General features: G+C 43.7%; 23 protein-coding genes. 17 read left to right on the top strand and 6 right to left on the bottom strand.

From position 1 onward, the window contains the following. Window positions 1–284: 284 nt before the first annotated feature. Entirely contained in the window at window positions 285–1,781 is a 1,497-nt protein-coding gene (locus tag NLX73_RS02570) for a GDSL-type esterase/lipase family protein (RefSeq protein ID WP_254325290.1), read from the bottom strand. A gap of 168 nt (window positions 1,782–1,949) precedes the next feature. On the opposite strand from NLX73_RS02570, the gene NLX73_RS02575 reads away from it, so the two are divergent. Further along, a complete protein-coding gene (locus tag NLX73_RS02575; RefSeq protein ID WP_069289971.1) occupies window positions 1,950–4,211 on the top strand; it encodes a helix-turn-helix domain-containing protein in 2,262 nt (753 codons plus the stop codon). Here NLX73_RS02575 and NLX73_RS02580 read toward each other — a convergent pair. Further along, window positions 4,208–5,107: a carbohydrate ABC transporter permease gene (locus tag NLX73_RS02580; RefSeq protein ID WP_013311057.1), complete on the bottom strand. Its 900-nt coding sequence runs from the start codon at window positions 5,105–5,107 to the stop codon at window positions 4,208–4,210. The genes NLX73_RS02575 and NLX73_RS02580 overlap by 4 nt on opposite strands. A 269-nt stretch (window positions 5,108–5,376) precedes the next feature. On the opposite strand from NLX73_RS02580, the gene NLX73_RS02585 reads away from it, so the two are divergent. From NLX73_RS02585 to NLX73_RS02615, 7 genes are all read left to right on the top strand, one after another. Then, window positions 5,377–6,336: an ABC transporter permease gene (locus NLX73_RS02585; RefSeq protein WP_023989418.1), complete on the top strand. Its 960-nt coding sequence runs from the start codon at window positions 5,377–5,379 to the stop codon at window positions 6,334–6,336. Between the two features lie 21 nt (window positions 6,337–6,357). Continuing rightward, window positions 6,358–6,981, top strand: coding sequence for a YesL family protein (locus tag NLX73_RS02590; protein WP_069289969.1), 624 nt, complete (start codon window positions 6,358–6,360; stop codon window positions 6,979–6,981). 28 nt (window positions 6,982–7,009) lie between these two features. Beyond that, the gene (locus NLX73_RS02595; protein ID WP_028540499.1) at window positions 7,010–8,530 is read left to right on the top strand and encodes an extracellular solute-binding protein; all 1,521 of its coding nucleotides are present in this window, start codon (window positions 7,010–7,012) and stop codon (window positions 8,528–8,530) included. A 131-nt stretch (window positions 8,531–8,661) separates the two neighbouring features. Further along, a complete protein-coding gene (locus NLX73_RS02600; RefSeq protein WP_254325291.1) occupies window positions 8,662–10,023 on the top strand; it encodes a glycoside hydrolase family 28 protein in 1,362 nt (453 codons plus the stop codon). 23 nt (window positions 10,024–10,046) lie between these two features. After that, window positions 10,047–10,931, top strand: coding sequence for a dienelactone hydrolase family protein (locus NLX73_RS02605; RefSeq protein WP_254325292.1), 885 nt, complete (start codon window positions 10,047–10,049; stop codon window positions 10,929–10,931). A gap of 25 nt (window positions 10,932–10,956) precedes the next feature. Then, the gene (locus NLX73_RS02610) at window positions 10,957–11,913 is read left to right on the top strand and encodes a pectinesterase family protein (RefSeq protein ID WP_254325293.1); all 957 of its coding nucleotides are present in this window, start codon (window positions 10,957–10,959) and stop codon (window positions 11,911–11,913) included. A gap of 19 nt (window positions 11,914–11,932) precedes the next feature. Beyond that, the gene (locus NLX73_RS02615) at window positions 11,933–13,489 is read left to right on the top strand and encodes a glycoside hydrolase family 43 protein (RefSeq protein ID WP_254325684.1); all 1,557 of its coding nucleotides are present in this window, start codon (window positions 11,933–11,935) and stop codon (window positions 13,487–13,489) included. Between the two features lie 83 nt (window positions 13,490–13,572). Here NLX73_RS02615 and NLX73_RS02620 read toward each other — a convergent pair whose 3' ends face one another. Continuing rightward, on the bottom strand, window positions 13,573–14,460 hold the full coding sequence (locus NLX73_RS02620) for a LysR family transcriptional regulator (RefSeq protein ID WP_254325294.1): 888 nt from the start codon (window positions 14,458–14,460) through the stop codon (window positions 13,573–13,575). A gap of 118 nt (window positions 14,461–14,578) precedes the next feature. Between NLX73_RS02620 and NLX73_RS02625 the strand changes: the two genes are divergently transcribed. Next, on the top strand, window positions 14,579–15,604 hold the full coding sequence (locus tag NLX73_RS02625; protein ID WP_254325295.1) for a YeiH family protein: 1,026 nt from the start codon (window positions 14,579–14,581) through the stop codon (window positions 15,602–15,604). A gap of 240 nt (window positions 15,605–15,844) precedes the next feature. Continuing rightward, complete coding sequence (locus NLX73_RS02630; protein ID WP_254325296.1) at window positions 15,845–17,389, top strand: GH25 family lysozyme; 1,545 nt, start codon at window positions 15,845–15,847, stop codon at window positions 17,387–17,389. Window positions 17,390–17,461: 72 nt separating this feature from the next. Here the strand turns inward: NLX73_RS02630 and NLX73_RS02635 are convergent, their stop codons facing one another. Beyond that, the gene (locus tag NLX73_RS02635) at window positions 17,462–17,728 is read right to left on the bottom strand and encodes a DUF2642 domain-containing protein (protein WP_025719729.1); all 267 of its coding nucleotides are present in this window, start codon (window positions 17,726–17,728) and stop codon (window positions 17,462–17,464) included. A gap of 168 nt (window positions 17,729–17,896) precedes the next feature. Here NLX73_RS02635 and NLX73_RS24890 point away from each other — a divergent pair, with 168 nt between their 5' ends. After that, window positions 17,897–18,025, top strand: coding sequence for a hypothetical protein (locus NLX73_RS24890; RefSeq protein WP_013371969.1), 129 nt, complete (start codon window positions 17,897–17,899; stop codon window positions 18,023–18,025). A gap of 187 nt (window positions 18,026–18,212) precedes the next feature. Here NLX73_RS24890 and NLX73_RS02640 read toward each other — a convergent pair whose 3' ends face one another. Further along, on the bottom strand, window positions 18,213–18,443 hold the full coding sequence (locus tag NLX73_RS02640; RefSeq protein ID WP_025719727.1) for an LSm family protein: 231 nt from the start codon (window positions 18,441–18,443) through the stop codon (window positions 18,213–18,215). Between the two features lie 112 nt (window positions 18,444–18,555). Continuing rightward, the gene (locus NLX73_RS02645) at window positions 18,556–19,221 is read right to left on the bottom strand and encodes a cupin domain-containing protein (protein WP_069289961.1); all 666 of its coding nucleotides are present in this window, start codon (window positions 19,219–19,221) and stop codon (window positions 18,556–18,558) included. Between the two features lie 455 nt (window positions 19,222–19,676). Here NLX73_RS02645 and NLX73_RS02650 point away from each other — a divergent pair, with 455 nt between their 5' ends. The 6 genes from NLX73_RS02650 to NLX73_RS02675 all read left to right on the top strand — a co-directional run bounded on the left by NLX73_RS02650 (window position 19,677) and on the right by NLX73_RS02675 (window position 24,271). Continuing rightward, window positions 19,677–20,330, top strand: coding sequence for a cell wall hydrolase (locus NLX73_RS02650; RefSeq protein ID WP_254325297.1), 654 nt, complete (start codon window positions 19,677–19,679; stop codon window positions 20,328–20,330). Window positions 20,331–20,513: 183 nt separating this feature from the next. After that, complete coding sequence (locus NLX73_RS02655; protein WP_013311042.1) at window positions 20,514–20,864, top strand: hypothetical protein; 351 nt, start codon at window positions 20,514–20,516, stop codon at window positions 20,862–20,864. Between the two features lie 31 nt (window positions 20,865–20,895). Then, window positions 20,896–21,882, top strand: a complete 987-nt coding sequence (locus NLX73_RS02660; protein WP_254325298.1) for a ketoacyl-ACP synthase III — start codon at window positions 20,896–20,898, stop codon at window positions 21,880–21,882. Window positions 21,883–22,083: 201 nt separating this feature from the next. Beyond that, window positions 22,084–22,632: a GNAT family N-acetyltransferase gene (locus tag NLX73_RS02665; RefSeq protein ID WP_103049675.1), complete on the top strand. Its 549-nt coding sequence runs from the start codon at window positions 22,084–22,086 to the stop codon at window positions 22,630–22,632. A 133-nt stretch (window positions 22,633–22,765) separates the two neighbouring features. Then, window positions 22,766–23,869, top strand: a complete 1,104-nt coding sequence (locus tag NLX73_RS02670) for a glycerol dehydrogenase (protein WP_023989402.1) — start codon at window positions 22,766–22,768, stop codon at window positions 23,867–23,869. A gap of 186 nt (window positions 23,870–24,055) precedes the next feature. Next, entirely contained in the window at window positions 24,056–24,271 is a 216-nt protein-coding gene (locus NLX73_RS02675; RefSeq protein ID WP_165178361.1) for a hypothetical protein, read from the top strand. Window positions 24,272–24,330 lie beyond the last annotated feature (59 nt).

Here is a 24,330-nt window from a genome sequence, read left to right on the forward strand (position 1 = left end):
AATCCTCCTTATGTATGATGTAAGCTCCTAAAATATACCATGTAAAGTTATGGATCTCACTTCATTCGACAAATGTTGTCAAAATAATACAATAAAACGATTCTAAAGTCCTGTGAAATACAGAATAATTTAAATATAACAATTAAAGAATTTTATTTTAAGTTACTGTATTTTTGAACTATTCTCCTATCTGTATAGTCTTTGATCCACACGGAATAAAAAACGGACGTCAGAGTGATTAGCTCCAAGTCCGTTTTGTGTTTGTATCTATTTAGTTCTTGATATCAGTTTACAAGTTGGTGTGCAAGCTTCTCATCGCTGTCTAGATTCCTTTCTACGATACGCTGTTTTAATGCAGACAGTTCCGCACACTGTCGAATGGCTTCCGCTACAAGCTGGGCGACCTGTTTGGCTCCTTCGTCAGAAAAATGGGTATTATCTGTTACACCAGCGGGGTAATTAGGATGCGCTTTTTCAGGCAAATGCATAAATAGCTGCTGTGACTCTTTTTCACCCATTGAACGATACAGCTGTTGAGAAGCTTCAAAAATATCGAGCAGGGGTGTCTTGGTTTCCGCGGCTACTTTTCTCATGGCAGCAGGATAGGCTCCTACAGCCAACGGATCAGGTTCACCGTCTGCGGTGAATCGGCGGCGGCTTACAGAGGTCAATAGCACTGGAATTCCACCACGCTCCCGAGCGGACTGAATGTATTGAATTAAGTTTTGACGATACTCTCCATCAGGATCGGTATAGCGAGTGGGGTCTTCTTGTTTCTCATCGTTGTGTCCAAATTGAATAAACAGATAATCTCCAGCTTGAATATCTTTTTCAATATCAGCTAACCGGCCTTCTGCTATAAAAGATTTGGTGCTTCGTCCATTGACAGCACGATTGTCCACATGAACAGACGGTGCCAAGTAGCTTTGTAAGTGTTCGCCCCAGCCTGTCATTGGTTTTTCGGTAGCCCCTTTTTGAGCTGCAGTGGAGTCCCCAGCGATAAACAGTCGAGTTGTCATCTGTTGCCTTGCCTGAGCATATCCATGTTTTTGAAGCCAAGTTTCCGCCAGATTAAGCCATTGATGGCATTCATGGTTGTCCTCTGACAGTCCCAATCCGTGTCGCCCTTCCTCAAATACATGCAGTTCAAACGGAATATGTTCTCTGGATAATGAAAAAGCGAACAACAGACTATTTTCTACTGGTACAGCGCCATCATTGGCTGTAGTCCACATCAAAGTTGGAGGTGTCTGTGAAGTTACTTGCTGATCGGATGAAAAGGCTTGAAGCTGCTCCAGCGTTGGCTGTTCCCCTAAAAAATGTGTACGGCTTCCGATATGTGTATGAGGCTCATGAAATGAAATTACAGGGTATCCCAACAACAGAAGATCTGGCTTTACTGCCCCTATAGTGGAGACTATGGAGGCCAAGTGACCGCCTGCTGAAAAACCGATGAGCCCCACCTGATCAGGAATGACTAGCCAGTCATGCGGTGTTTGGCGAATCCATTGCAGAGCATGTTCTACATCCTCCAACAAGGAAGTAATCTCGAAATCGCCGACTTGATACTCCAGCACACCCGCATGAATACCTAGATCATTCAACCACCGAGCTATAGGCTCTCCTTCATGTGAGGCCAAATGCTCGTAGCCACCGCCAGGTAGTACCAATATAAAAGGACGAGCTTCACGAACTGCTACGGGATATAGGGAGAGAAAAGAAGTGTCTGACGGAAATTCTTCTTTTATAATCGGTTCTTTAGGACTAACAACATGTAACATAAGTAACTCCTCCAAAATTCTTTTTAACTGCCGCAAACCAAACAAAATCGACTTAAATTGGAATGATACGGATGTAAAAAATAATGCACACGTGAAAAAAATGATTTAAACCTTGTTATGAAAGCGCTATAATTTTGTTGTGATGCAAAGAGCCAGAGGGGGAGCGCAATGAAAAAAGGAAGAATGTTCTACACTATTTTTATTACGATTCTGGTTTTGGGAGTAGGATTGGTGGCCAGTTTTGGCAGCTACATCTATTTTACAACAATTAGCTCCGTTGTGGAGAGAGTTTCCAATACCAAGCAAAGCTACATGGCACAGATCAGAAATAGTCTGGAGCAGAAAATTCAAACGATTGAATATGCTTTTAATACGTATAGCACGACCAGTTCCTTTAATGATGTTGTGAAAAATCCCATTACAGAAAAAGATTTTATAGCGTATCGGAATGTGAATACTCAGCTCAATTATATTGCTACGATGGGATTAGAAGGAACGGAATATTCACTAATCAGTCTGGATCAGAATTGGAGAATCTCCAATGGTAGCCTGTCCTATTTGACGAAAACGGAACGAGAAAAGCTGATTAGTACCTATATCGACCACCAAGAGAAGGGGCTATTCTGGGTTAAAACAGATAAAGGAATTCGTTTTGTGAATACCTTGCCTGTATTCTCTAAGAAGAAGCAAGCCATTGCTTTGTCGGATATTTCGCTGCAAACGTTAAATCATACGATTCAAACCGAGGATCATATGGCTGTTTTTATTTTGAATAAACAAGGCGATTTAATGTATGAAACCCAGCCTGCTGAACAATTATTGTCCACTCAGCAGCTTCAGCACATTTCAGAAGCTACAGTGAAGCCGAACAACACAGGTATGTTAACTTTGGAGAAAACGGATCAGCAGCCTGCACGACAAGTCATTTACGCCAAATCTGCCTATAACAATTGGACTTACTTAACGGTATTGGATAAGAAAGAAATTGCGGATGCCTTTCAAACGACCAAATTTGGAATCATCATGATGGGACTTGTATTAACGCTCTTAATGGTGGTAGTGGCGTACTTCATTGCCATTTACTTTACAAAGCCATTTCAGCAAATAAAACGAAGCTTGCCTAAAAATCCTAATTTCGCTTTCAAAAATGAACCTTCTAAAAATGAAATTGAATGGATTATTAATTCCATCGACAACATTGTAACCGAGAAGGAAAGCTTGGAAAGTCTCATTCAGTCCGAAATGCCACAGTTGGAAACCCAATTGATTCTCAACCTGTTCCGCAAACGTATTTCTGCAGAGGAATTAGCACGAAAAATGCCACGCCTGGGTTATCCGCAGATCGAGAATCAAATGTATATTACCTTGTTAGTCCAACTGGATAATCTGGGAGATCGAGATCCCTCGGATAAAGACGTTTTGCTGCTGGCTATTAACAAAATCGTAGAAGAAACGATTCCAGAGCAGCAGCGAATGCTTCCCATCATTTTGAACGATAACACTCAGGCCACCATATTAATTTTGACAGGTAAGAGCGAACAGGAAATGAGAAAGCAAGTCCTGGATGATGCGACCCTTTTGGTTCGAAACGTAAAAGAGTATTTGAATGTATCCATCAGCATCGGCATTAGTACAGTGTATGATAACTTATTAGAAAGTAAAGAAGCCTGTGAGATGAGCAAGCAAGCTTTGCATCACCGTTTAAATTTAGGCAAAGAGTCGATTATTTTTTATGAAGATATTTCCATGGTCATTTCAGGTCCGGTGCTGCTTCATTATCCTACGGAATTGGAATCAAAACTGTTTGATGCCATCCGAATAGGGGACGAAGAGCAGGTATACCATACCGTGCACTCTTTATTGGAGGAAATGATGATAAAAAACAATCATTCCATGAACTTTGAAGTGCTGTTGGTACGGTTTGTGAATAACCTCATCCAATTAGAGCAGCTATTAGGGATTGAAGTGCTGCTGACGCAAGACAATCATGCCTTGTATCATCGTTTGCTGGACATCCGTAACCCGGAAGAGATAGAACGTATGCTAATAGAGCAAGTTATTTTCCCCATGGTAAAAAGCATGAAGGAGAAGACCAACCAGCAATTCCGCTGTCTCTCGGAAAAAATTGCTGCTATTATCCGTGCTGAATATGACCAGGAATTATCATTAGAACTCATTGGAGACCGACTTCATTACAATCCGAATTATTTAAGCAGTATTTTCAAAAAAGAATACGGAACGACGTTTAGTGAATATCTGATGGGTTACCGCTTACAAATGGGCAAGAAATGGCTCGTTGAGACAGATATGACGATTAAAGAAATCGCCGAGCGACTGCAATATCATAATTCGCAAAACTTTATCCGCTCTTTTCGGAAAAAAGAACAGGTTACACCGGGAGCTTACCGAAAGATGAAGCAAGCCAATTAGCCTTTTACCGCGCCTAACAATGCTCCTTTGACAAAGTGCTTTTGTACAAATGGATACACGATTAACATCGGAACGGTCGCAATGACAATGACGGCCATCTTAATCGTCTGCGCAGGCGGGATGACATCTACAGCAGTTCCTTCTGCCTGCATACCACTGGAAACGATTACAATTTGTCGTAGCAAGACTTGAATCGGCCATTTGGCAGAATCATTGATATAGAGAATGGCGTGCATATACGTATTCCAGTAGGCAACAGCGTAGAATAGAGAGATGGTTGCAATAGAAGGCAGGGCTAATGGCAACATAATTTTAAAGAAGATACCAAAATCGTTGCACCCGTCCATCTTGGCTGATTCCTCCAGATCATCTGGCAGCGCTTGAAAAAAGTTACGCATGATAATCAGGTTAAACGCATTAATGGCCACGGGAAGAATCAAGGACCAATACGAATTGATAAGCCCCATGCTTTTTACAACCAGGAATGTTGGAATCATCCCCCCACTAAACAACATAGAAAACACGACAATGAAGTTAATCGTATTGCGGCCTAGTAGATATCTTCGGGATAATCCATAAGCCATAAAAGCAGTAAATATCATGCTTACAACTGTACCGACGATCGTTACTCCGACCGAAACCCCGAGACCTCTAAAAATGGTGGGAGTCGACAGAATATAGCGGTAGGCATCCAAGGAAAAAGTAACTGGGAATAAAATGAACTTCTTGGCTATTACTTCTTCGGTTGAGGCAAAAGAGCTGGCGATGATATTCAAAAAAGGTAAGAGACAAGTGAGGGCAATGAGAATCAATAGTGTACTGTTTACAATGTTGAAAATACGGCTGCCCAGCGATTCTTTTTTTCGTAATTTTTGTTTTCGTAATGGCTGTGTCAATGTGGTTGACCTCCTCGTAATCGTTTACATGTCAACCTTATCAAGAGGAAAGAATTCCGTATATAATCAAATCTTGAGGTGTTCTCTAATCATGGAAATAAGCGGATGCTCATTAGGTTGTGTAGTAATCATTAGCTAAGGTGATAAGGTTGAAAAGTAGGCTGCACACCCAGTTTTGTAAACGCTATCATTTGATGATTATATGCGGAATGCCGAAAATCGCATACTCTTGAAAACGTATACAGGAACGTTTGAAGGAGGTCGAACTAATGAAAGTTTCAAGTGTCCCCGCACCAAACATGAAAATGAAAAAGAACAAAAGAACGACGGAAAGCCTTTTACGAATGCAGAAACACAAGCTGCTCTATTTAATGGTTTTACCCGGACTGGTGTACTTCATTATTTTTAAGTATTTTCCTATGGGAGGATTGGTGATTGCATTTCAGGATTATCAAGCTTTTCAGGGAATCACGGGCAGTCCATGGGTAGGAATGAAGCATTTTATTCGTTTGTTTACCGAGCCTACGTTTTTTATGCTGCTTCGCAATACGCTGGTTTTGTTCGCATTGAACATTGTAATCTTTTTTCCATTGCCCATCATTTTGGCACTCATGCTGAACGAGGTTAGGAAGATGTTTTTTAAGAACATTATTCAAACCATCATCTACATCCCGCACTTTATGTCATGGGTTATTATTGTTTCGATTTCTTATGTATTCCTAACTGTAGACGGTGGGGTGCTGAACGAAATGATTGCCGCGCTGGGCGGTGAGAAGATCAGCTTCTTAACTTCTCCGCAATGGCTGCGAACCGTCTACATCGGGCAAGTGATTTGGAAGGAACTCGGCTGGTCTACCATCATTTATCTATCTGCGATTACAGTGGTAGATACGCAATTGTATGAGGCAGCAGAGATGGACGGAGCTGGACGCCTGAGAAAGACATGGCACGTTACCTTGCCTGCGATTCGCCCAGTCATTATTACATTGTTAATTTTGAAAATCGGTAGCACGTTGGATTTGGGCTTTGAGCATATGTATTTGTTATTGAACTCATTAAATCGCGAGGTTGCCGAAATCTTTGACACCTACATTTATACTGCGGGTTTAAAGAATGGACAATTAAGTTTCAGTACGACGGTAGGACTTTTTAAAGGTGTGGTAGGTTTAATCCTGATTATGGGCTCCAATCGACTGGCCAAGAAATTTGGTGAAGACGGCGTTTACTAATGACGACGGGAAGGATGCAAAATGGTACGGTTTGTAGAAAACATGAACAAATGGTGCATGCGCCTGCTGCGTCTGGTCTACCTTAATTTGCTTTGGACGATTGCGACGATTCTGGGCTTGGGTTTTATAGGTGTTGGGCCTGCAACCGTCGCTATGCTTAGTATTTTAAGGCAGTGGATTCGGGGCAATGAGGAAGTCGCCATTTTCTCGACGTTTGTACGTTACTTTAGAGAAAGCTTTAAAGAAGCAGCAATCATTGGCGGGCTTTACAGCCTTGTGGGTTACGTACTCTACGTGGATATAGTCAATGTCTCGTCCTGGTATGTTCGTGTGGTGACGCTTATTGGAGCCTTTTTGTATCTCATCTCTTTGGCTTACATTTTCCCGCTACTGGCTCACTATGATTGGAAAGGTATCAGACTGAAGGTCAAAATGTCGATAGTGATTGGATTTTCGTATTTACAATATACGCTTGTTCTTTTTGTAGCCATTGTCGTGCTTTTTGCATTGATTCTAGGCTTGTACCCAGGAATTCTAACTTTTGCCGGAGCAAGTATTATGGGTTATCTCGTGATGTGGATGACGCATCAGGTGTTCAGCAAAATAGAGCGAGAGGTTCTGGTGAAAGAGGAAGATATGGCATAAATATATAAACAGAAGAGGAGCAAACACAATGAAAAAGGGAATCACGACGAAAAAGGGAGTATCAGGCCTTCTTGCTGTACTAATGGTCATGAGTGTTTTTTTAGCTGCTTGCGGTGACAAGGGAGCTGAGGATCAAAGCGGCCAAACCTATGATCCGAAGTCCAAACTGGAATTTACCTGGTTAAACGTATTGCATACAGCTTCTCCGCCTACAGAAACGATCAAAAGCAAAATTGAAGAATACACCAATTCTAAAATCACGTTCAATTGGGTGCCTGACGCTTCCAAAGAAGAGAGAATCACTACTGCGCTTGCATCCGGCGAATTGGCCGATATGGTGACGCTGACGATGATGACAAATTCTTCAGTACGAAGCTCTTTGAAATCAGGGCTATTCTGGGATGTAGGAAAGTATTTGGATGATTATGAAAATTTGAAGAAGATCCCGCCTGAAGTTCGGGAAGCCGCATCCATTGAAGGGGTACTGTATGGCGTTCCGTTCCAGAAGAATCTGGCTCGGGCGGGTCTGGTCATTCGTCAGGATTGGCTGGATCGCTTAGGACTGAAGGTGCCGACGACACTGGATGAGTTGTATGAAGTTGCGAGAGCGTTTACAGAAGATGATCCGGATGGAAATGGAAAAAATGATACGACTGGGTTTGTTGACAGATCGGATCTACGCTATAGCAGCTTCAAAACTTTAAGTTCCTACTTTGGCACACCTAATGGCTGGAAAGTAGATGAAAGCGGAAAGTTTACGCCAGAATTTGATACTCCTCAATATTTGGAGACCTTAAAGTATTCCAATAAATTATACAAAAATGGATATCTCTCTAAAGATTTTGCTGTAACCGCTAAAACGGATCAGCAGCAACAATTTGCACAAGGTAAAGCAGGTATTTATACGGGAATGATCGATATCTCTAACCTCAGAACCTTGTCCCAAGGCCTACAAAAGGGACTGAAGCTGGTACCGGTTAACAAGATTTCGAATGGAGATGGCAAATACCACGTATGGTCTGAAGGAAGCGGGGTAGGAGGTTTGCTGGCATTTCCAAAATCCGAAGTGAAAACGGAAGCTGAGTTGAAGAGACTGCTGCAATTTGTAGATGATTTAATTGACAAAGATGTATATATGTATATGACCGGCGGTATTGAAGGCACTCATTATAAAATCGAAAAAGATGGAGCCTTCAAAATTACGAATACAGATTTGTGGCAAGCAGATGTTCAGCCGTTTTCAAGCTCCAGACCAAGTGAAGTGACCTATAACTTAAAAGATGCCAATCCAGAAAAGGAACTCGCTAATGAATTAGTCCGTGAAAATAATGAATTTGCTGTTCTGGACCCGACCGTGCCACTGGATTCAGTCACTGCTAATGAGCAAGGAACAGAACTGGAGAAAATCATTACCGACGCCTCCTTCAAATTTATTATGGGCGAGCTTGACGAAGCCGGATTTAAAGCAGCCGTAGAAAACTGGAAAAACTCCGGTGGATCACGGATTACTGCTGAGTATGAGGAAGCGTATAAAAAAACGAAAAAATAATAGCTGAGCATGGCTGTTGCCCCCAGACTCCTTGAATGATTTCTTGGATGTTGAAACCCGGGGGCAGCTTATGCTTTCCCAATACAAAATGGATCTAACATCCACAAAATATAAAGACAGGAGAGAACGAAATGCAATTGTATAACATTGTAGATTATGGAGCAGTTCAGGATGGTACGACGTTGGCTACGGAAGCGATTGCGGCTGCCATTGAAGCGGCCAGCAATGCTGGAGGAGGAACCGTTTATGTTCCGTCAGGGACGTATCTGACAGGAGCTATCTTTCTGAAAAGTAACATTGAGCTGCATGTAAGCCCTGGCGCAACTCTGTCCTTCAGTACGGAACTGGCTGATTACCCTGTAGTAGAATCCAGATGGGAAGGCGTTCAGCGGGAAGTGCATGCGTCATGCATTTATGGACAGAACCTTGAGAATATTTCAGTTACAGGTAGCGGAACGCTGGACGGAAATGGCCAACCGTGGTGGGAAAAGCACCGGAATCATCCAGAGGAGTTACAATATCCGAGACCCAAATTAATCAGCTTTGACCGTTGTCAGCGGGTTACCATTAAAGATGTTATGTTAAAAAATTCCCCTAGTTGGACTGTAAACCCCATCGCTTGCTATAACGTTACGATTGATAATTTGTCCATTCTTAACCCCGCGGACTCCCCCAATACGGATGGCATTAATCCTGAATCCTGTTCCAATGTTCGTATTAGCAACTGCAATATAGATGTGGGCGATGATTGTATTGCCATCAAAGCAGGAACCGAAGATACACAAGAGCGAATTCCATGTGAAAATATTACGATTACTAACTGTACGATGGTGCATGGACATGGCGCAGTCGTACTGGGAAGCGAAATGAGTGGTGATATTCGTAATGTTACGATCAGTAATTGCGTGTTCAAGCAAACGGATCGGGGTATACGTCTGAAATCAAGACGAGGACGTGGCGGAACCATCGAGGATATTCGCGTCAGCAACATTGTGATGGAAGATGTAATTTGTCCATTTATTCTGAACCTTTATTATTTCTGCGGCCCTCGGGGCAAAGACAAATATGTGTGGGATAAAAACCCCTATCCGGTTACCAATGAAACCCCGTGCTTTAGACGAATCCATTTTTCCGATATTACGGCACGACAGGTTCATGCGGCTGCTGGATTCTTATATGGACTTGCAGAGCAATATATTGCTGAAATTACATTTTCCAATATTGATATTTCTATGGCTAAAAATGCAATTCCCGGTCGTCCGGCGATGATGACAGGGATTGAAGATATGAACAACCGTGGTTTTTATCTAGGTAATGTGAAGGATATTCGTTTTCAACATGTGACGATTGAGAATCATGAAGGTCCTGCCTTTTACATTGAAAATGGAGAAGACGTTGAAATCAATCGTTGTCATTCGAAGAATACAGCTCAGCCCGAAAAGCTGATAGAACAAGTAACGATACAACCTTCTGAACGAAATAAGATGAATTAGGAGGGCATGAAAGGAGGTACAACGTGGATAAGTTGCAAGCATTGTTGGGCGACCTTCCGGCAGATCGCCCTGTAACGGCAACTCTGCTGAATCAAGAAGAGCGCGAGGGATACCGACTGGAGTGTCTCCTGCTCGACTTGAACGGGATCGAGTCTGTACCCGCTTATGTAGCTACACCCTTACAAGGGAACAGTCCGTTCCCATTGGTCGTTTTTAACCATTCGCATGGGGGCAATTATACGAACGGGCGCAAAGAACTGATCCATAGCAGCACTTACTTGCAGCAGCCCTCGTTTGCTACTACCCTGACAGACATGGGGTACTGTGTATGCTGCATTGACATGTGGGGCTTCAATGAACGTGGGGGCAAAACCGAGAGCGAGCTGGTAAAGGAAATGCTCTGGCAGGGCCAAGTGCTGTGGGGCATGATGCTGTATGATAACCGTCGCTTACTGGATTATATGTGCCAGCGTGAAGATATTGATGCTTCCCGTATTGCAACAATCGGTATGTCGATGGGCGGACTCATGGCATGGTGGATGGCTGCGTTAGATGAACGGATACAGGTGACGGTTGATATTTGTGGACAGGTAGATGCCCATACGCTAATCGCCAAAAGGGGGTTGGATCATCATGGTTTCTATTCCTATGTCCCTGGCTTGCTGAAGCATTTTACCACCTTGGATATTCAAAAGCGGATCGTACCTCGTCCACGGATGAGTATAACAGGTCAAAATGATCGGATGTGTCCTATTGAAGGAGTCGAGCATTTGGCAAAAGGTCTGCTGGAAGCTTACCAAGAAGCAGGTCACCCTGAGCATTGGCAGCCTGTGATTGCGGGCGGTGGACATATGGAGACGTTGGAAATGCGAATGGCGTGGCAGTTATTTTTAGCTGAACACCTGTAAATCAAATGAAAGGATCGGGGTAACCATGCTAGTTGGAAAAGAATCCTTTTGCGATTTCCATACGATTCAGGAGGCGATTGCTGTATTGGAGCAGTCGGATTCCAACGAAATGGAAACGCTGACTATTTTATCAGGTACTTATGAGGAAGAGGTACGAATTTACCGTTCATATCTTCATATTATAGGCATCGGACAGGTAGAGATTCGAATGGATCGGTATGCCAAGGAGCGGGATGAAGCGGGAGAGGAAATAGGGACCTTTGCGACACCTACTTTATTTTTAGGCGGTAGCCATCTGATCTTGGAAAATCTCACGATTTCCAACACGGCGGGCCAGGGAGAAGCCATTGGGCAGGCCGTTGCGGTATACGCTCATTGTGATGAAACGGTCTTTAGAAACTGTACCTTTAAAGGGCACCAGGATACTTTATTTACAGGCCCTCTACCTCCTGCACCGAAAGAACGACTCCAGTTTGGTGGAATCCATTTGAAGGAGCATCATAGGCACTATCGGCAGCTTTATCAGCATTGTTATATAGAGGGTACGGTGGACTTTATTTTTGGTGGGGCTACCGCGTATTTTGAAGATTGCGAAATTCGCAGTTTACGTCATCATGACAACCAAACGAGCTACGTCACAGCCGCTTCTACGCCGCAAGGACAAGCGTATGGTTATGTATTCAACCATTGCTACTTAACCGCAGAAGCTGATATTACCCCGGTTTTTTTGGGGCGTCCGTGGCGGGAGTATGCCAAGACCGTATTTGTCGATTGTAAAATGGGCGATCATATTGACCCACGTGGCTGGGACAATTGGAACAATGTTGCGAACGAGAAAACGGTCTGTTATCAGGAATATAACGGACACGATGAAGTTGCTACGTTACGTAAGCAGCGTGTTCCGTGGGCGGATTGTTTTGAATCGGGAACAAAAGCATGGAGCAAGGAAAAGGTTTTTGATGAAGTCACATTTTGGAAGTAAGGAGAAGTGAGGTCTCATGATGATCCAAAATCCCATATTAAAAGGCTTTAATCCCGATCCGTGTATTACACGAGTCGAGGATACTTACTATATTGTGGTGTCATCGTTTGAGTGGTTGCCTGGAGTACGGGTGTACCAGTCCAAAGATTTGGCCAACTGGGAGCATTGCACAGATATTTTGACCGATCAGGTTGATTTAAGAGGAAACCCGAAAAATTGCAGCATTTGGGCACCGCAGCTTAGCTATGCGGATGACCTTTTTTATCTGCTCTATACGGATGTGAAAAGCACCAAACGTCCGTTCAAGGATGTTCATAATTTTGTGATGACGGCGCCTACGATCCAAGGGCCTTGGTCGGAACCCGTCTATCTTAACAGTAGCGGATTTGATCCGTCTTTATTTCATGACGAGGACGGACGCAAATGGCTGTTGAACGTATTGTGGGATTACCGCATGTTGGAAAGTAATAAATCTTCCGGTATCGTCATGCAGGAGTATGACAGCAAGCAACAACAACTCATTGGCGAGCCTGTTAAAATCTTTGATTGTACTCCTTTGAAGAAAACAGAAGCGCCTCACATCTACAAGCAAAACGGTTATTACTATCTCGTTACAGCGGAAGGCGGAACGGGTACGGGGCATGCCGTTACCGTAGCACGGTCGAAGCAGATATCCGGGCCATATGAAGTAGACCCGCACAACCCCATGCTTACGTCACGTGATCGACTGGATTTCCCGTTACAATGCGCAGGACATGGCAGTCTTGTACAAACACCGGACGGCGAATGGTACATGGCTCATTTATGTACACGTCCAGTAGAGGGGAAATATGCCATTTTAGGACGGGAAACAGCCTTGCAGCAAGTGTACTGGAATGATGAAGGCTGGCTGCGATTAACCGCCGGGGGCCATACACCTCAATTGGAGGTGCCCGCACCTCGAGGGAAGTTCTCGGTTAAACAAGAGCAGCAGGGTTATATTTTCGAGGATTTTTTCGAGGGAACCACATTAGATAAAACGTGGAACACATTGCGTATCCTGGCGGATGATAGCTGGTGTTCATTAAGCCAGCGCCCCGGTTATCTTCGGATTCTAGCTGGAGAATCCATTCAAAGTCTGTTCCAGCATCATGTGCTTGCCATTCGGCAAACGGATCATCATTTCCGGGTGGAAACAGCATTGGAGTATCAGCCAACAAGCTATTTGCAAATGGCGGGGCTTCTACTGTACCTTAATGAAGAAGATTATTTGTACGCCTATATTAGCTATGAGGAGGGACAAGGGAAGGTGCTGCGCATGATGCGATGTGAAGCCAACACATTTACCTTAGTTCCCCAAGCGATTACGCTTCAGGACGATCTTCCTATACATTTAGCTGTGGAAGTCCATGCATCCCACGGGCAATTTTATTATGGAGTCGGAGACAAACCTGCTTGGAAGCGGCTTTTTGAAATGCAGGATATCAGCTTTTTATCCGGTGGTTTTACAGGGAATTTTGTAGGTATTGCTGCTCATGATATGCAACAATTCCAAGGAAGCTACGCTGATTTTTCTCATTTTCTTATATCATGGTAAGGATCATCTTTCCTCATAAAAAACATGATAATGATTATGTCGAAAGCACCTTAATGGGTGCTTTTTTTCGTGGTTTCTGCACTTTACCTTGTCACATTATAACTTCGCAAAATCTCCAAAAAAGCGGTGCTTGCTTTCGTTTCAAATGTCGAAGAAGGAGTTAGGAAGGAGAATTTTCGAATGACCGGAAGATTATGAATATCCAGTACTTTTAATGTGCCCAGAGCAAGTTCCTTCTGAATGACCCATTGGGACAGCAAAGAAATCCCCAAGCCTGCTTCTACAGACTCTTTGATGATCTGTGTACTGCCAAAATTCATCATATGAGAAGGGGAGAACCGGAACCGTGCAAACATATTTTCAGCCGCTTCCCGGGTTCCAGAACCTTCTTCCCTCAGAATCCAGATGTCCTCTTGCAGCTCACTTAAATCCACTTGAGATTTACCAGCCAAACGATGATTTTGCGGAACGACGATATACATTCTATCATCAGCAAATGATTCAATGTGTAAATGGTCATGCTGAAATTCTCCTTCGATAATGCCTACATCCAGTTGATTATGGATCATGAGTTTTTCAATTTCCTGAGTGTTACCGATGGTAATCGAGGGCTGAATGAGTGGATACTGGATTCTCATTTGCGCAATCACATGCGGCAGCACATATTCGCCATATGTGTAGCTTGCGCCAATCGACAGGTTTCCTTTTGCCGTATGTATCAGCTCGTCCACCAAATATTGCATCCGTGTATGGAGACGGATAATCTCCTGAGCATGATGATACACAATTTCACCTGCTTTGGTTAAGCGCACATATTTATTACTACGCTCCAGGAGGCGGGTCCCTACGCTACGTTCCAGCGTTTGAATATATTGACTTACCGCAGGTTGGGTCATGTGTAACACCTCGGCAGCTCGTGTGAAGTTTTGTTTCTCCGCGACCATAACAAATACGATTAAAGATTGGTCCAATGCCCATTCCTCCAAATCCATCATATCTATTTACTTATTATCATTATTATAATGATTTATTTTTCTTATGACAAAAAACATATTAAGCTGGATGCATGTAGAATTGGAGGGGTTCACCATGAACAGTCATACACAACACACCAAATTATTTTCGAACAGAGGGCGATTATTCCAGCGTATATTTGGCATTATCCTCACGATGTTATTTGCTTTGGCAGGCTACGGCCTGAACGAATTGCCAGGTTTTCATTATGTAGGTCCATTGGCCTGTGCCATGTTTCTCGCTATTCTGTACCGACAGTTGTGGGGATACCCTGAAGCTGTGCGCTCGGGGGTTGAGTTTTCAGCAAAGAAAATACTACGTGGAGCGATTGTGTTATTTGGGCTGAAGCTGAACATGGATGTTGTCATTCATCATGGGTTGGGTTTACTTTTGCGTGATGTGGGCACCGTTGTATTTTCCATCTTTTTTACGGTTTGGCTGGCAAAACGTTTCAAGGCAGATGCTTCGCTTTCGCTTCTTCTTGGTATTGGAACAGGAGTTTGCGGTGCAGCAGCGATTGCAGCGGTTTCTCCCTTGTTAAAATCCAAAGATGAGGATACAGCCATAGGAGTAGGACTCATTGCCTTGGTTGGAACGGTATTTGCCATTTTGTTTACTGTGCTTCGGCCCTGGCTTCCTTTGACGGATATGCAATATGGAATCTGGTCGGGCATCAGTTTACATGAAATTGCACATGTGGCCTTAGCTGCAGCGCCTGCCGGACAGGATGCTCTTGCAATGGGCTTATTAGCTAAACTGGGGCGTGTTTTCTTACTCATACCGCTCAGCTTTGTTTTAATGGTTTGGATGAAACGAACTGGAAAAATTCGTACAGACGCTAAAGTGGAGTTTCCCTGGTTCCTCATCGGCTTTATGGCTACAAGTATTGTGGGCAGCTATGTTTTTGGGAAATATATTGTAGTTCCATCTAGTCTGACGAACGGAATTTCTCAAGTTACCACCTTTATGTTAACGATGGCTATGGTAGGCATGGGGCTGAATGTGAGCTTTAAGGCTTTGCGGGAGAAAGCAATGCTTCCCTTACTGGTACTATCTGTTACCTCGATCATTCTTATAGGGTTAACATTTTTAACAGTGTGAACATGAAGTATTCGTTTGGTGATAAGATTGCTAGTAAACTAGGTTAATAAAACTGAAAAAAGCTCTGCTTGCTGTATAGCTGGCAGAGTTTTTTAGTACTTTTGTATGATAAGACTGAAATATGTACTGAATCAATCGTAACTTTTACCATATGATTCGCGTCTATCAAAATAGAGGTCCTGAGAATCATAGAGTGCAAGAATTTCATAAGCGAAAATATAGAGATTGGTAGGGTACATAATGAAGAAAATTTGTTTATTTGCTTTTTTGTTTCTGTTTCTACTAGCATTTCCAAGAGAAAGTCATGCTGCATCTTCGAGTTCACATCTTCAGTTGGATGGTAAAGATATAAGTGTTGGCAAAGGTGTTCAGATTCAAGAAGTAAAGGGGAATGTACTGGTTCCACTCCGTCTCATTGTAGAGGAATTGGGTTATAGCGTGAATTGGGAGTCCAAGACAGGGACCATAACTATACATAAGCAAAATCTTAACCTCAGTCTTCAGGTCAACAATCCCATAGCCTCTGTCAATGATCATCAAATGGGATTGGCTGTAGCTCCTTTGCTTAAAGAGGGGACGACTTATGTTCCGCTTCGCTTTGTATCGGAACAGACAGGAATGAATGTGACCTGGAACAACGAGCTTAAAACCGTGTTCCTGACGACTCCTCCTACTTCAAGCGGCAATAGCGAGTCCACTCATGATCATCCTGCTACTCCAGCTGTAAGTAATCCTAAAGAGAGTGCGCGCACGGCTATAAACCAAATTAGCTTCGATAATCACCAATTAACTATAACTGTTAATGGAAAAGTAACCCCAAAAGTAACCACGTTGACTCATGCAGACCGTATTGTTGTAGACATACCGGATACAAAGTTTGCTGAGGAATTTCCAGCATCGCAATCATTTAACAATGGTGGACAAGGAAGTTTTCCAGTCACAGAAGATCCAGATGTTTCTCAAGTAAGATACTCCATGGCTAGTACAAACCCAGCCTCGGTACGCATCGTGGTCGATCTTAATCAGAGTACACCCTTTCATGTACTCAATGCGGATGATGGTAAGGTGGTTATAGCGTTGGATCAGGAAACAGAGGAGCCATCAACTACCGAGGACGTTATACCTACCATACCTGTTGTACCTGAGATTTCTTCTGATGGACACGCGCAAGGGATTGACGTCTCACACTATAATGGCAATATTGATTGGCAGCAAGTGGCGGCGGCAGGCAAGACATTTGCTTTTATTAAAGCTACAGAGGGCACAAAATATCAAGATAATCAATTTTTAGTAAATGTGCAGGGTGCCAGAGATGCTAACATCCTGGTTGGCGCTTACCACTTTTTGAACGCTACTACTGCGGATGGAGCTCGTCAGGAAGCAGCTAATTTTGCCAGGGCTATAGATTCAGCAGGAGGCAGGCTGGATCTACCCCCTGTGATGGACTATGAAAATAACCCCAAAGGTCTTACTCCTGCACAGATTAGTGAAGTGGCGCATGCTTTTTTGGATGAAATGGAGAGGCTTACCGGGCGTCAGCCGATCGTATACACAGGCAATGTCTTTGCTTCCAAGTTTGATCCTACATTTTCTATGTATAAGCTGTGGGTAGCCCGATACAGCACTACGCAAAAGCCGACCGCAGTCCCAGCTTGGAATAGCTGGTGGGCTTGGCAGTACAGTAGCACAGGCAGTGTTCCGGGTATTCAAGGCCAAGTCGATTTGGATGAATACAACGGAACGATAGATGAACTCCGGGCTTCACTGGCAGGAGGGCTTGATTAGCATAATCAACGTTATAATCAATCCTCGCGAATCCGGAATAGGATCTGCGAGGATTTTTAATGTCTAATTTGTTTAGTTGGGCATGATCCATACGATTTCGCTGATTCGAACAAAGAATTTTTTTCCGTATACATCTAAAATGACATGATCAGGCTTACAGTCCACTACACATCCATCAATTCTGCCACGTGTTGTCTCAAGTACAACGTACTTGCCGATCACCGATTTTAATGTTTCTACGACGTACGGATCTACAGGGTGCACCACGACGTGGTGAGAGGTAGGATGGTGGGGGAAAGGTTGATTAACGTTGTAATTGAGCATTTGATTTGAATTCAATTGCTTCACTCCTTCAAGATTAGTTGTGTTATCCTATGCTCCTGCCTAGGAAAGGTGTAGGCTAATGCCCATCAGCAAAAACATTCATAACATTGCCGAAAAGCCCGGTCCGTAGGAAAGCTCAATACATAAGCTATGTTGTACCTTGAATTGAAGGAGGCAATGACCATGAGTGAATGTGAAAGAGGTTGTGGTGGCGGTTCAGTAGGGGGCTACCCAGGAGTATGGACATCGACAGGAGCTATTCTGGTACTGTTCATTCTGCTCGTTATCATTACGAAGTCTTTATGGGTTTAAAATGAACTGAGTAGCTTAACCCCCCATTGGTATATAACCGATGGGGGGTTAAGTGTTTTAGAGGATGGAACGTATGTAAAACACCTCAAATAACAGCGTACAAGCCCTACACAAACTGTGCCGGGCTGGGCAGCTGTCATTTGAGTTACATTGGCATCTATAGACAGGAACGGACAATGGATCAGGATTAAATTAACGCAATCGCCAGCAGGGTGAATAGGCTCAAAGTTAAGATTTGATTCCCATACCCGTAGCCAGGATAAAAGGCAGACGTTTGTACACGTCCGTTCCGTTCTGTTTTTAAGTACACATTATTACGATCCACATCCATAATGGTTCCTTCGTACTGTTTTCCGTCAATGGTGAGAATACGCACCTTTTTATTCATGCAGTTCAAACAGTTGTAGTAAGCGTCCATTCCATCACCCCCTCTTATACATTGGCATTTTATGAGAGGGACGGTCTTATGGTAACGGCGAACATACAGGGAAAAGGTATTCCCTCCAACTTAAGACCTGACTAGAGTTAGCCTATTCTTGATAGGGATTAAAAGAGAAGCCAGGATATCCGTTAGTATAGGCGTAATCTCTTTGGGGGACGGCTTGATGGTGTGATGAAGCATCAGCAAGCCTTACATGTATCCCTGGTTTTCGGGGGGGCTGCTGCTTGCAGTCATTGGGAGGACCGATGATGACAGGTTTTTTAATAGGGGCGAGCGCTTCCTGAACCTTATTCTCATCCAGGCAGTAAGTATGAGCCAGAATGTTATTTGGCGTTAGGCGCAAAATGTCAGATCCCAGTATGAATTCAGGGGTCGGGGCATCAAACATCGTCAACAAATGAGTGTTATCCATCGTGGCGACCAGATAATGCCACCATCCTTGAGGGACGTTAGCCACTTGGCCAGGTGTGATCGGAAAATGTCGTAATTCGCGGGTAAAGGGGTTAATCAGTGACACGGTTACTGCTCCAGAGATGCAGTAGACCAGTTCTGTGGCATTTTGGTGATAGTGAGGCTCCACAACATTAGCAGTGCTGAGGCGAATATCCAGCAGCGATACATTTGCCAATGTATTCAGCTGCTGGATCGACAGCTCGTTGATCGAATTTTGAGCATCCTTCTGAAACAAAACATTGTCGCTTAAATCATAGGTGAATTGTACAGTAGGAGAGGTGTAATCCATATATGAATTCACGCGTCGTTTCCAGCCTTTCTGTTAATCAAGATTTGATGATCGTACGCTACCCTATGCATACGCCCATATATGTGTGCGCGCAAATGTGATTTGAATTAGTAGAAATCAGGCTCCGATCCCGGGCAAGTTGAAGCGAAAAATAGCGAAAAAAGTCACGTATTCAAGTGTGGTCAGAACATGATCCATTGCTTTTAATACACGTCATCCCTTTAGGGATGGCGTTTTTTGCTTGGGTAGTCTTAGGACCAGAGCCGGATGATACGTAAATGCGGCTTGTGGTATACTGCAACGGACGTGTGAAAGCATGATTGTCCCATTCCGTATGTAGCCACGCGTCACTTCTGCAGCTAGGCATAAGTTATGTCATAAGAAACATCATCGGATAAACGTCCCTGAGTTGTACAGGCCGGAATGGTTGCACCGGACAGAACATGAAAGAGGAGGTTGTCTGGAATATGAAAAAATTATCTATTTTAATCCTGTCCTGCGCATGTATGTTAGGTACTGTATTGTCAGTCGCACCAGGACAAGCACAAGCACAAACGTCAGCTTTGAAGAAAGGGGTTCAAAGCGAACGGGTGCTGGAGCTTCAACAGCAGCTTCATTCGCTCGGTTATTTCAAGGCTGGGTTTACTGGGTACTATGGTTCTCTGACCAGTAAAGCGGTGGCTCGTTTTCAACGAGATAACGGTCTGACACCTGATGGAGTAGCCGGAGCGGCAACACAAGCCAAGCTGAAATCCTTCGGAGAGGTGCGCGTAACCGCGCTGGATCAACTGGCTCGTATCATTTATTCTGAGGCGCGCGGAGAATCGTTTGAAGGTCAAGTGGCTGTTGGCGCTGTCGTATTAAACCGTGTGCAGTCCGGCGAGTTTCCAAGCTCGATCCCGGACGTTATTTTGCAGCCTGGCCAATTCACCGCTGTACAGGATGGTCAATACCGCCTGAAACCAAACAAGACGGCATACCGTGCAGCTAGACAGGCACTTAACGGTGCTGATCCGACTAATGGGTCCTTGTTTTATTACAACCCGGCCATTGCCACAGCCAAATGGAGTAAAAGTCGCCCGGCTGTCATCTCACTCGGTCGCCATACGTTTACGAATTAATTGCACATGAGAATACGCAAATTTCCAGCCGTCAGTTGCTTCTTCTAGGAGCAGTGACGGTTTTTTGTATTCACAAATTTGTAATATTTTAGTGGTGATTTATCTGATTTAATATTAAAAATTCTACCTATTATTCCGATACTCTTAATAGACAAAAAAATGAAATCAAAGGAGTCTTTCTAAATGAGTCAACATCCTTACACTATCGAAGTAGATCAAGCCATGAAAACGGTACATATGGCGGTGAATGGAGTTTTTAGCCAGGAGGAGTATGATAGCTTTGTAAAAGATTATGTAGCCAAAACTTCATCCATTCAGGCGTCCAGCTTTACACTCAAGGTAGATTGTACCCAGATGGCACTTTTGGGTCCGGGAGAAGTGGAAAAATTGAAGGGCTCATTTGTACGTTACAAAGAAACTGGATTTACCAAGGTAATCTTTGGCATCAGCCTTCAACAAACCATTATTAAAATGCAGCTTGGTCGAGTAGCACGTGAAGCAGGATTAAACAACGTAGATATTGTCGTACAATAATGCGCTGATGTATGTGTAAGGGGGAAACCTGATGAGCCATATCAAAATAAAAGCACTGGGTGTGTACCATCCGCCCCATTCGTTGGATAACGAATACTATGTTCGCCATTTTGACGAGCGGGGCAAAGATATTCGACGCTTCATGGAGCATATGGGTAGAAAACAGCGTTATATCATTGATGATCCGAACGAAAACGGCCTAACAATGGGAATTGCAGCTGCGCAAAAAGCTCTGGAACAGGCCGGTATGACAGGCCGTGATGTGGATATGATCGTGTTCTCCACTCAAGTTCCTGAGTCACTGTTTCCGATGAATGCTTTGTTTGTTCACCAGGCGATTGGGGCGAGAGATGATGTGGCCGTGATGGATTCCAACGCGAATTGTGCAGGGATGACAGTCGCTGTCGATCAAGCCAGTCGGTCGATGCTATCTAATCATGACGTGCGGACAGCGCTTATTATTGGTTCAGATTATAATTCACTCATTTCCGGTCCGGAGGATGAGATTACTTATGCGAACTATGGAGATGCTGCATGTGCGGCTATTTTGGAGCGCACAGAAGAAGACACCGGTTTTATAGATTCAATGTATTTTACGGACCCAGTCAATATAGATAAAATTTTGTACCCGGCTCAGGGGTTAGCGGCAACACTCCAAAGGAACGCCCCCGGAAAATATATTCAGTGGCTTCCGTTTGACGCCAATATGGCCTTACCTCCTACATTTGATCTGCTTGAACGCATTTTAAAAAAGAATGGGCTGACGCCTCAGGATGTACGGGCTTATTGTCTGTCTCAGTTCTCGTTAGCAAATGTATTGAAGATTCAGGATCACTTGGAGCTAGAGGATGCCCAAATGATTTATGTGGGTGATCGATATGGTTACACAGGTACCAGTAGCCCGTTCATTGCGCTATATGAAGGTATTGAATCGGGTCGTATCCGGCGCGGTGATTATGTGCTGTTCTGGACGATTGGAGCTGGATACCAGCTGGTTGCTATGTTGTTTAAATATTAGTTATGCGAAGACCTTGCAGCTGTAAGGTCTTTTTTGTGTGTCACACAATGACAATTGTAATGATTTGGTTGTGCTATGTTTGATTATTTTGTAAAATTTAAACATTGAATTAAAAGGGAGAGCTTATATTGCGGACATCGGATAGCATGACAATTATGACGGAAAACATGGCACACAATTCATAATAGGAGCTGAAGAGTCATTAAGATCGAAAATTTATTTTATGGGGAACGAATAAAATTGGCCGCAGTCAGGGAAGAAGATGCCGAAGTGATGTTCAAATGGGGTGAGGATGCGAAGTATCTGCGAAATGTAGATACGGATTTGGCGCTCCCCTACACGTTGAAACAGATGGAGTCAGAAGGATCTCCCCGCTCTAACGAGGTCTATTTTCGATTAAGAACATTGGCAGATGATGTCTTGATCGGATTTGTTGCTATCCACGGGATTGAGTGGAATAATCGCTGCGGACAGCTGGCAATAGGTATAGGTAATACGGACTACCGCGGCAAGGGCTTTGGGGCAGAAGCGGTACGGCTCATTCTTCGTTATGCGTTTTATGAGCTCAATTTGAATCGGGTTGGCTTGGATGTGATTGAGTACAATACACAAGCGATCCGAACTTATGAGAAGGCGGGGTTCCAGCTTGAGGGTAGAGTTCGTTCCGCTGTTCTTCGTGATGGTAACAGTTATGATCGTATCATGATGGGTATCCTGTATTCTGAATGGAGCTCGACTGTTCAAATATAATAGATACACAATTTGTTCATAAAATATTCCATAATAAGCCTTTTAATAATGTGAAAAGAGGTTTATAGTTAAGGGGTCACATGCCCAAATCATTATTAATTTGAGTATGAGTCAAAGCTGAGGAGGAATTTACATGGCAAACGTTGTAAGGTCCGTTACTTCACCCAAGAAATTTATTTCTGGACAAAATCTACTCTCGTCGTTAAATGACTATATTAAGGATTATGGCGATAAAGCCTTTGTCATTTGTGATGAGTTCATACTTGAAAGGGCCCAAAAGGAGGCAGGTGCTTCGATTGAAGCAGCTGGTAACCAGGTGGTCTTCGAGAAATTTCAATATGAATGTACAAAAGAAGAGATTGATCGTAACCGCGAATTGGTGCGTAAACATGGTTCGAACATTATCATAGGGATTGGCGGGGGAAAAACATTGGATACCGCCAAGGCAACGGCTTATTATGAAAAGCTGCCTGTTGTTATTTTCCCAACGATTGCTTCTACAGATGCTCCTTGTACCGCGCTTGCGGTTATATACAAAAAAGATGGCTCTTTTGATGAATATCTGTTCCTGCCTACTAATCCAGACGTTGTACTGGCGGATACAGGCATCCTGGCAGCAGCGCCTGCACGTTTCTTTGCAGCTGGAATCGGTGATGCACTGGCCACTTATTTTGAAGCTCGTGCCTGCTATCAGGCCAATGGGGATAACCTGGTTCTGAACAAGCCTTCCACTACAGGACTGGGACTTGCTCGTCTTTGTTATGATACGTTGCTGGAAAATGCTGTGAAGGCCAAACGTGCTGTGGATCGTAAAGTATATACTCGTGCGGTTGAGGATACGATTGAAGCTACCATTTATCTGAGCGGTGTTGGTGCAGAATCAGGTGGGTTGGCAGCAGCACACGCCATTCATAATGGCATGACGGCTGTTCCTTCGCTCCATAAAGCACAGCATGGTGAGAAAGTTACATTCGGTTTGTTAACCCAGCTAGTGCTGGAAAATGCACCGAAAGAGGAACTGGAAACCGTGATTAAACTGGTGAAGGATGTAGGCCTTCCGTTGACGCTTCGTGACTTGGGTGTAGAGGAATTTGTTGAGGCTGAATGGCGCCAAGTGGCTGAAGCTGCTTGTGCATCGAATGATACAATGGTCAACATGCCGTTCCCGGTTAGTCCTGCTGACGTGTACAATGCAATCATTGCAGCGAATGCAATAGCAGAATCCTATCAAGAATAGTTTCTTCCTAAATCACGAAAATGGGTTTACAAAAACGGGTCTGTCACATCACTGGCAGACCCGTTTCGTTTACGTGCACTAACTTGTGAAACAAAAGAAGGGTACCAGGGACTTATATCCTATCTTGTTCTGACCGATATACATGTAACAGGGAAATTAGGTTGGTTACACGCAGGAGGAGATTTGATGTTGGTGCATGGTAGAACACGTAGGGGTAACTTGTACATCCATATGTCCAGCGGTTTTCACAAAATTGGAGATTATCGGGAAGAATATTCTGTAGCACCGGGTGATCGGCTGATGTCTAGACTGTCCAAGCGGATCTACACCATTGTATCCGTACATCTTGGTGAAGAGGCGTATGCCGATATTGATCTAGAAGAGGTTATCAGAAATAGTTAGAGAGCTTTATTTGGATTTAGTATAAAAAAAGCTTCCACTTTGCTCTTAGAGCGAAGTGG

The sequence above is a fragment of the Paenibacillus sp. CH40 genome, assembly GCF_024213605.1.
Taxonomy (GTDB): Bacteria; Bacillota; Bacilli; order Paenibacillales; family Paenibacillaceae; genus Paenibacillus; species Paenibacillus polymyxa_B.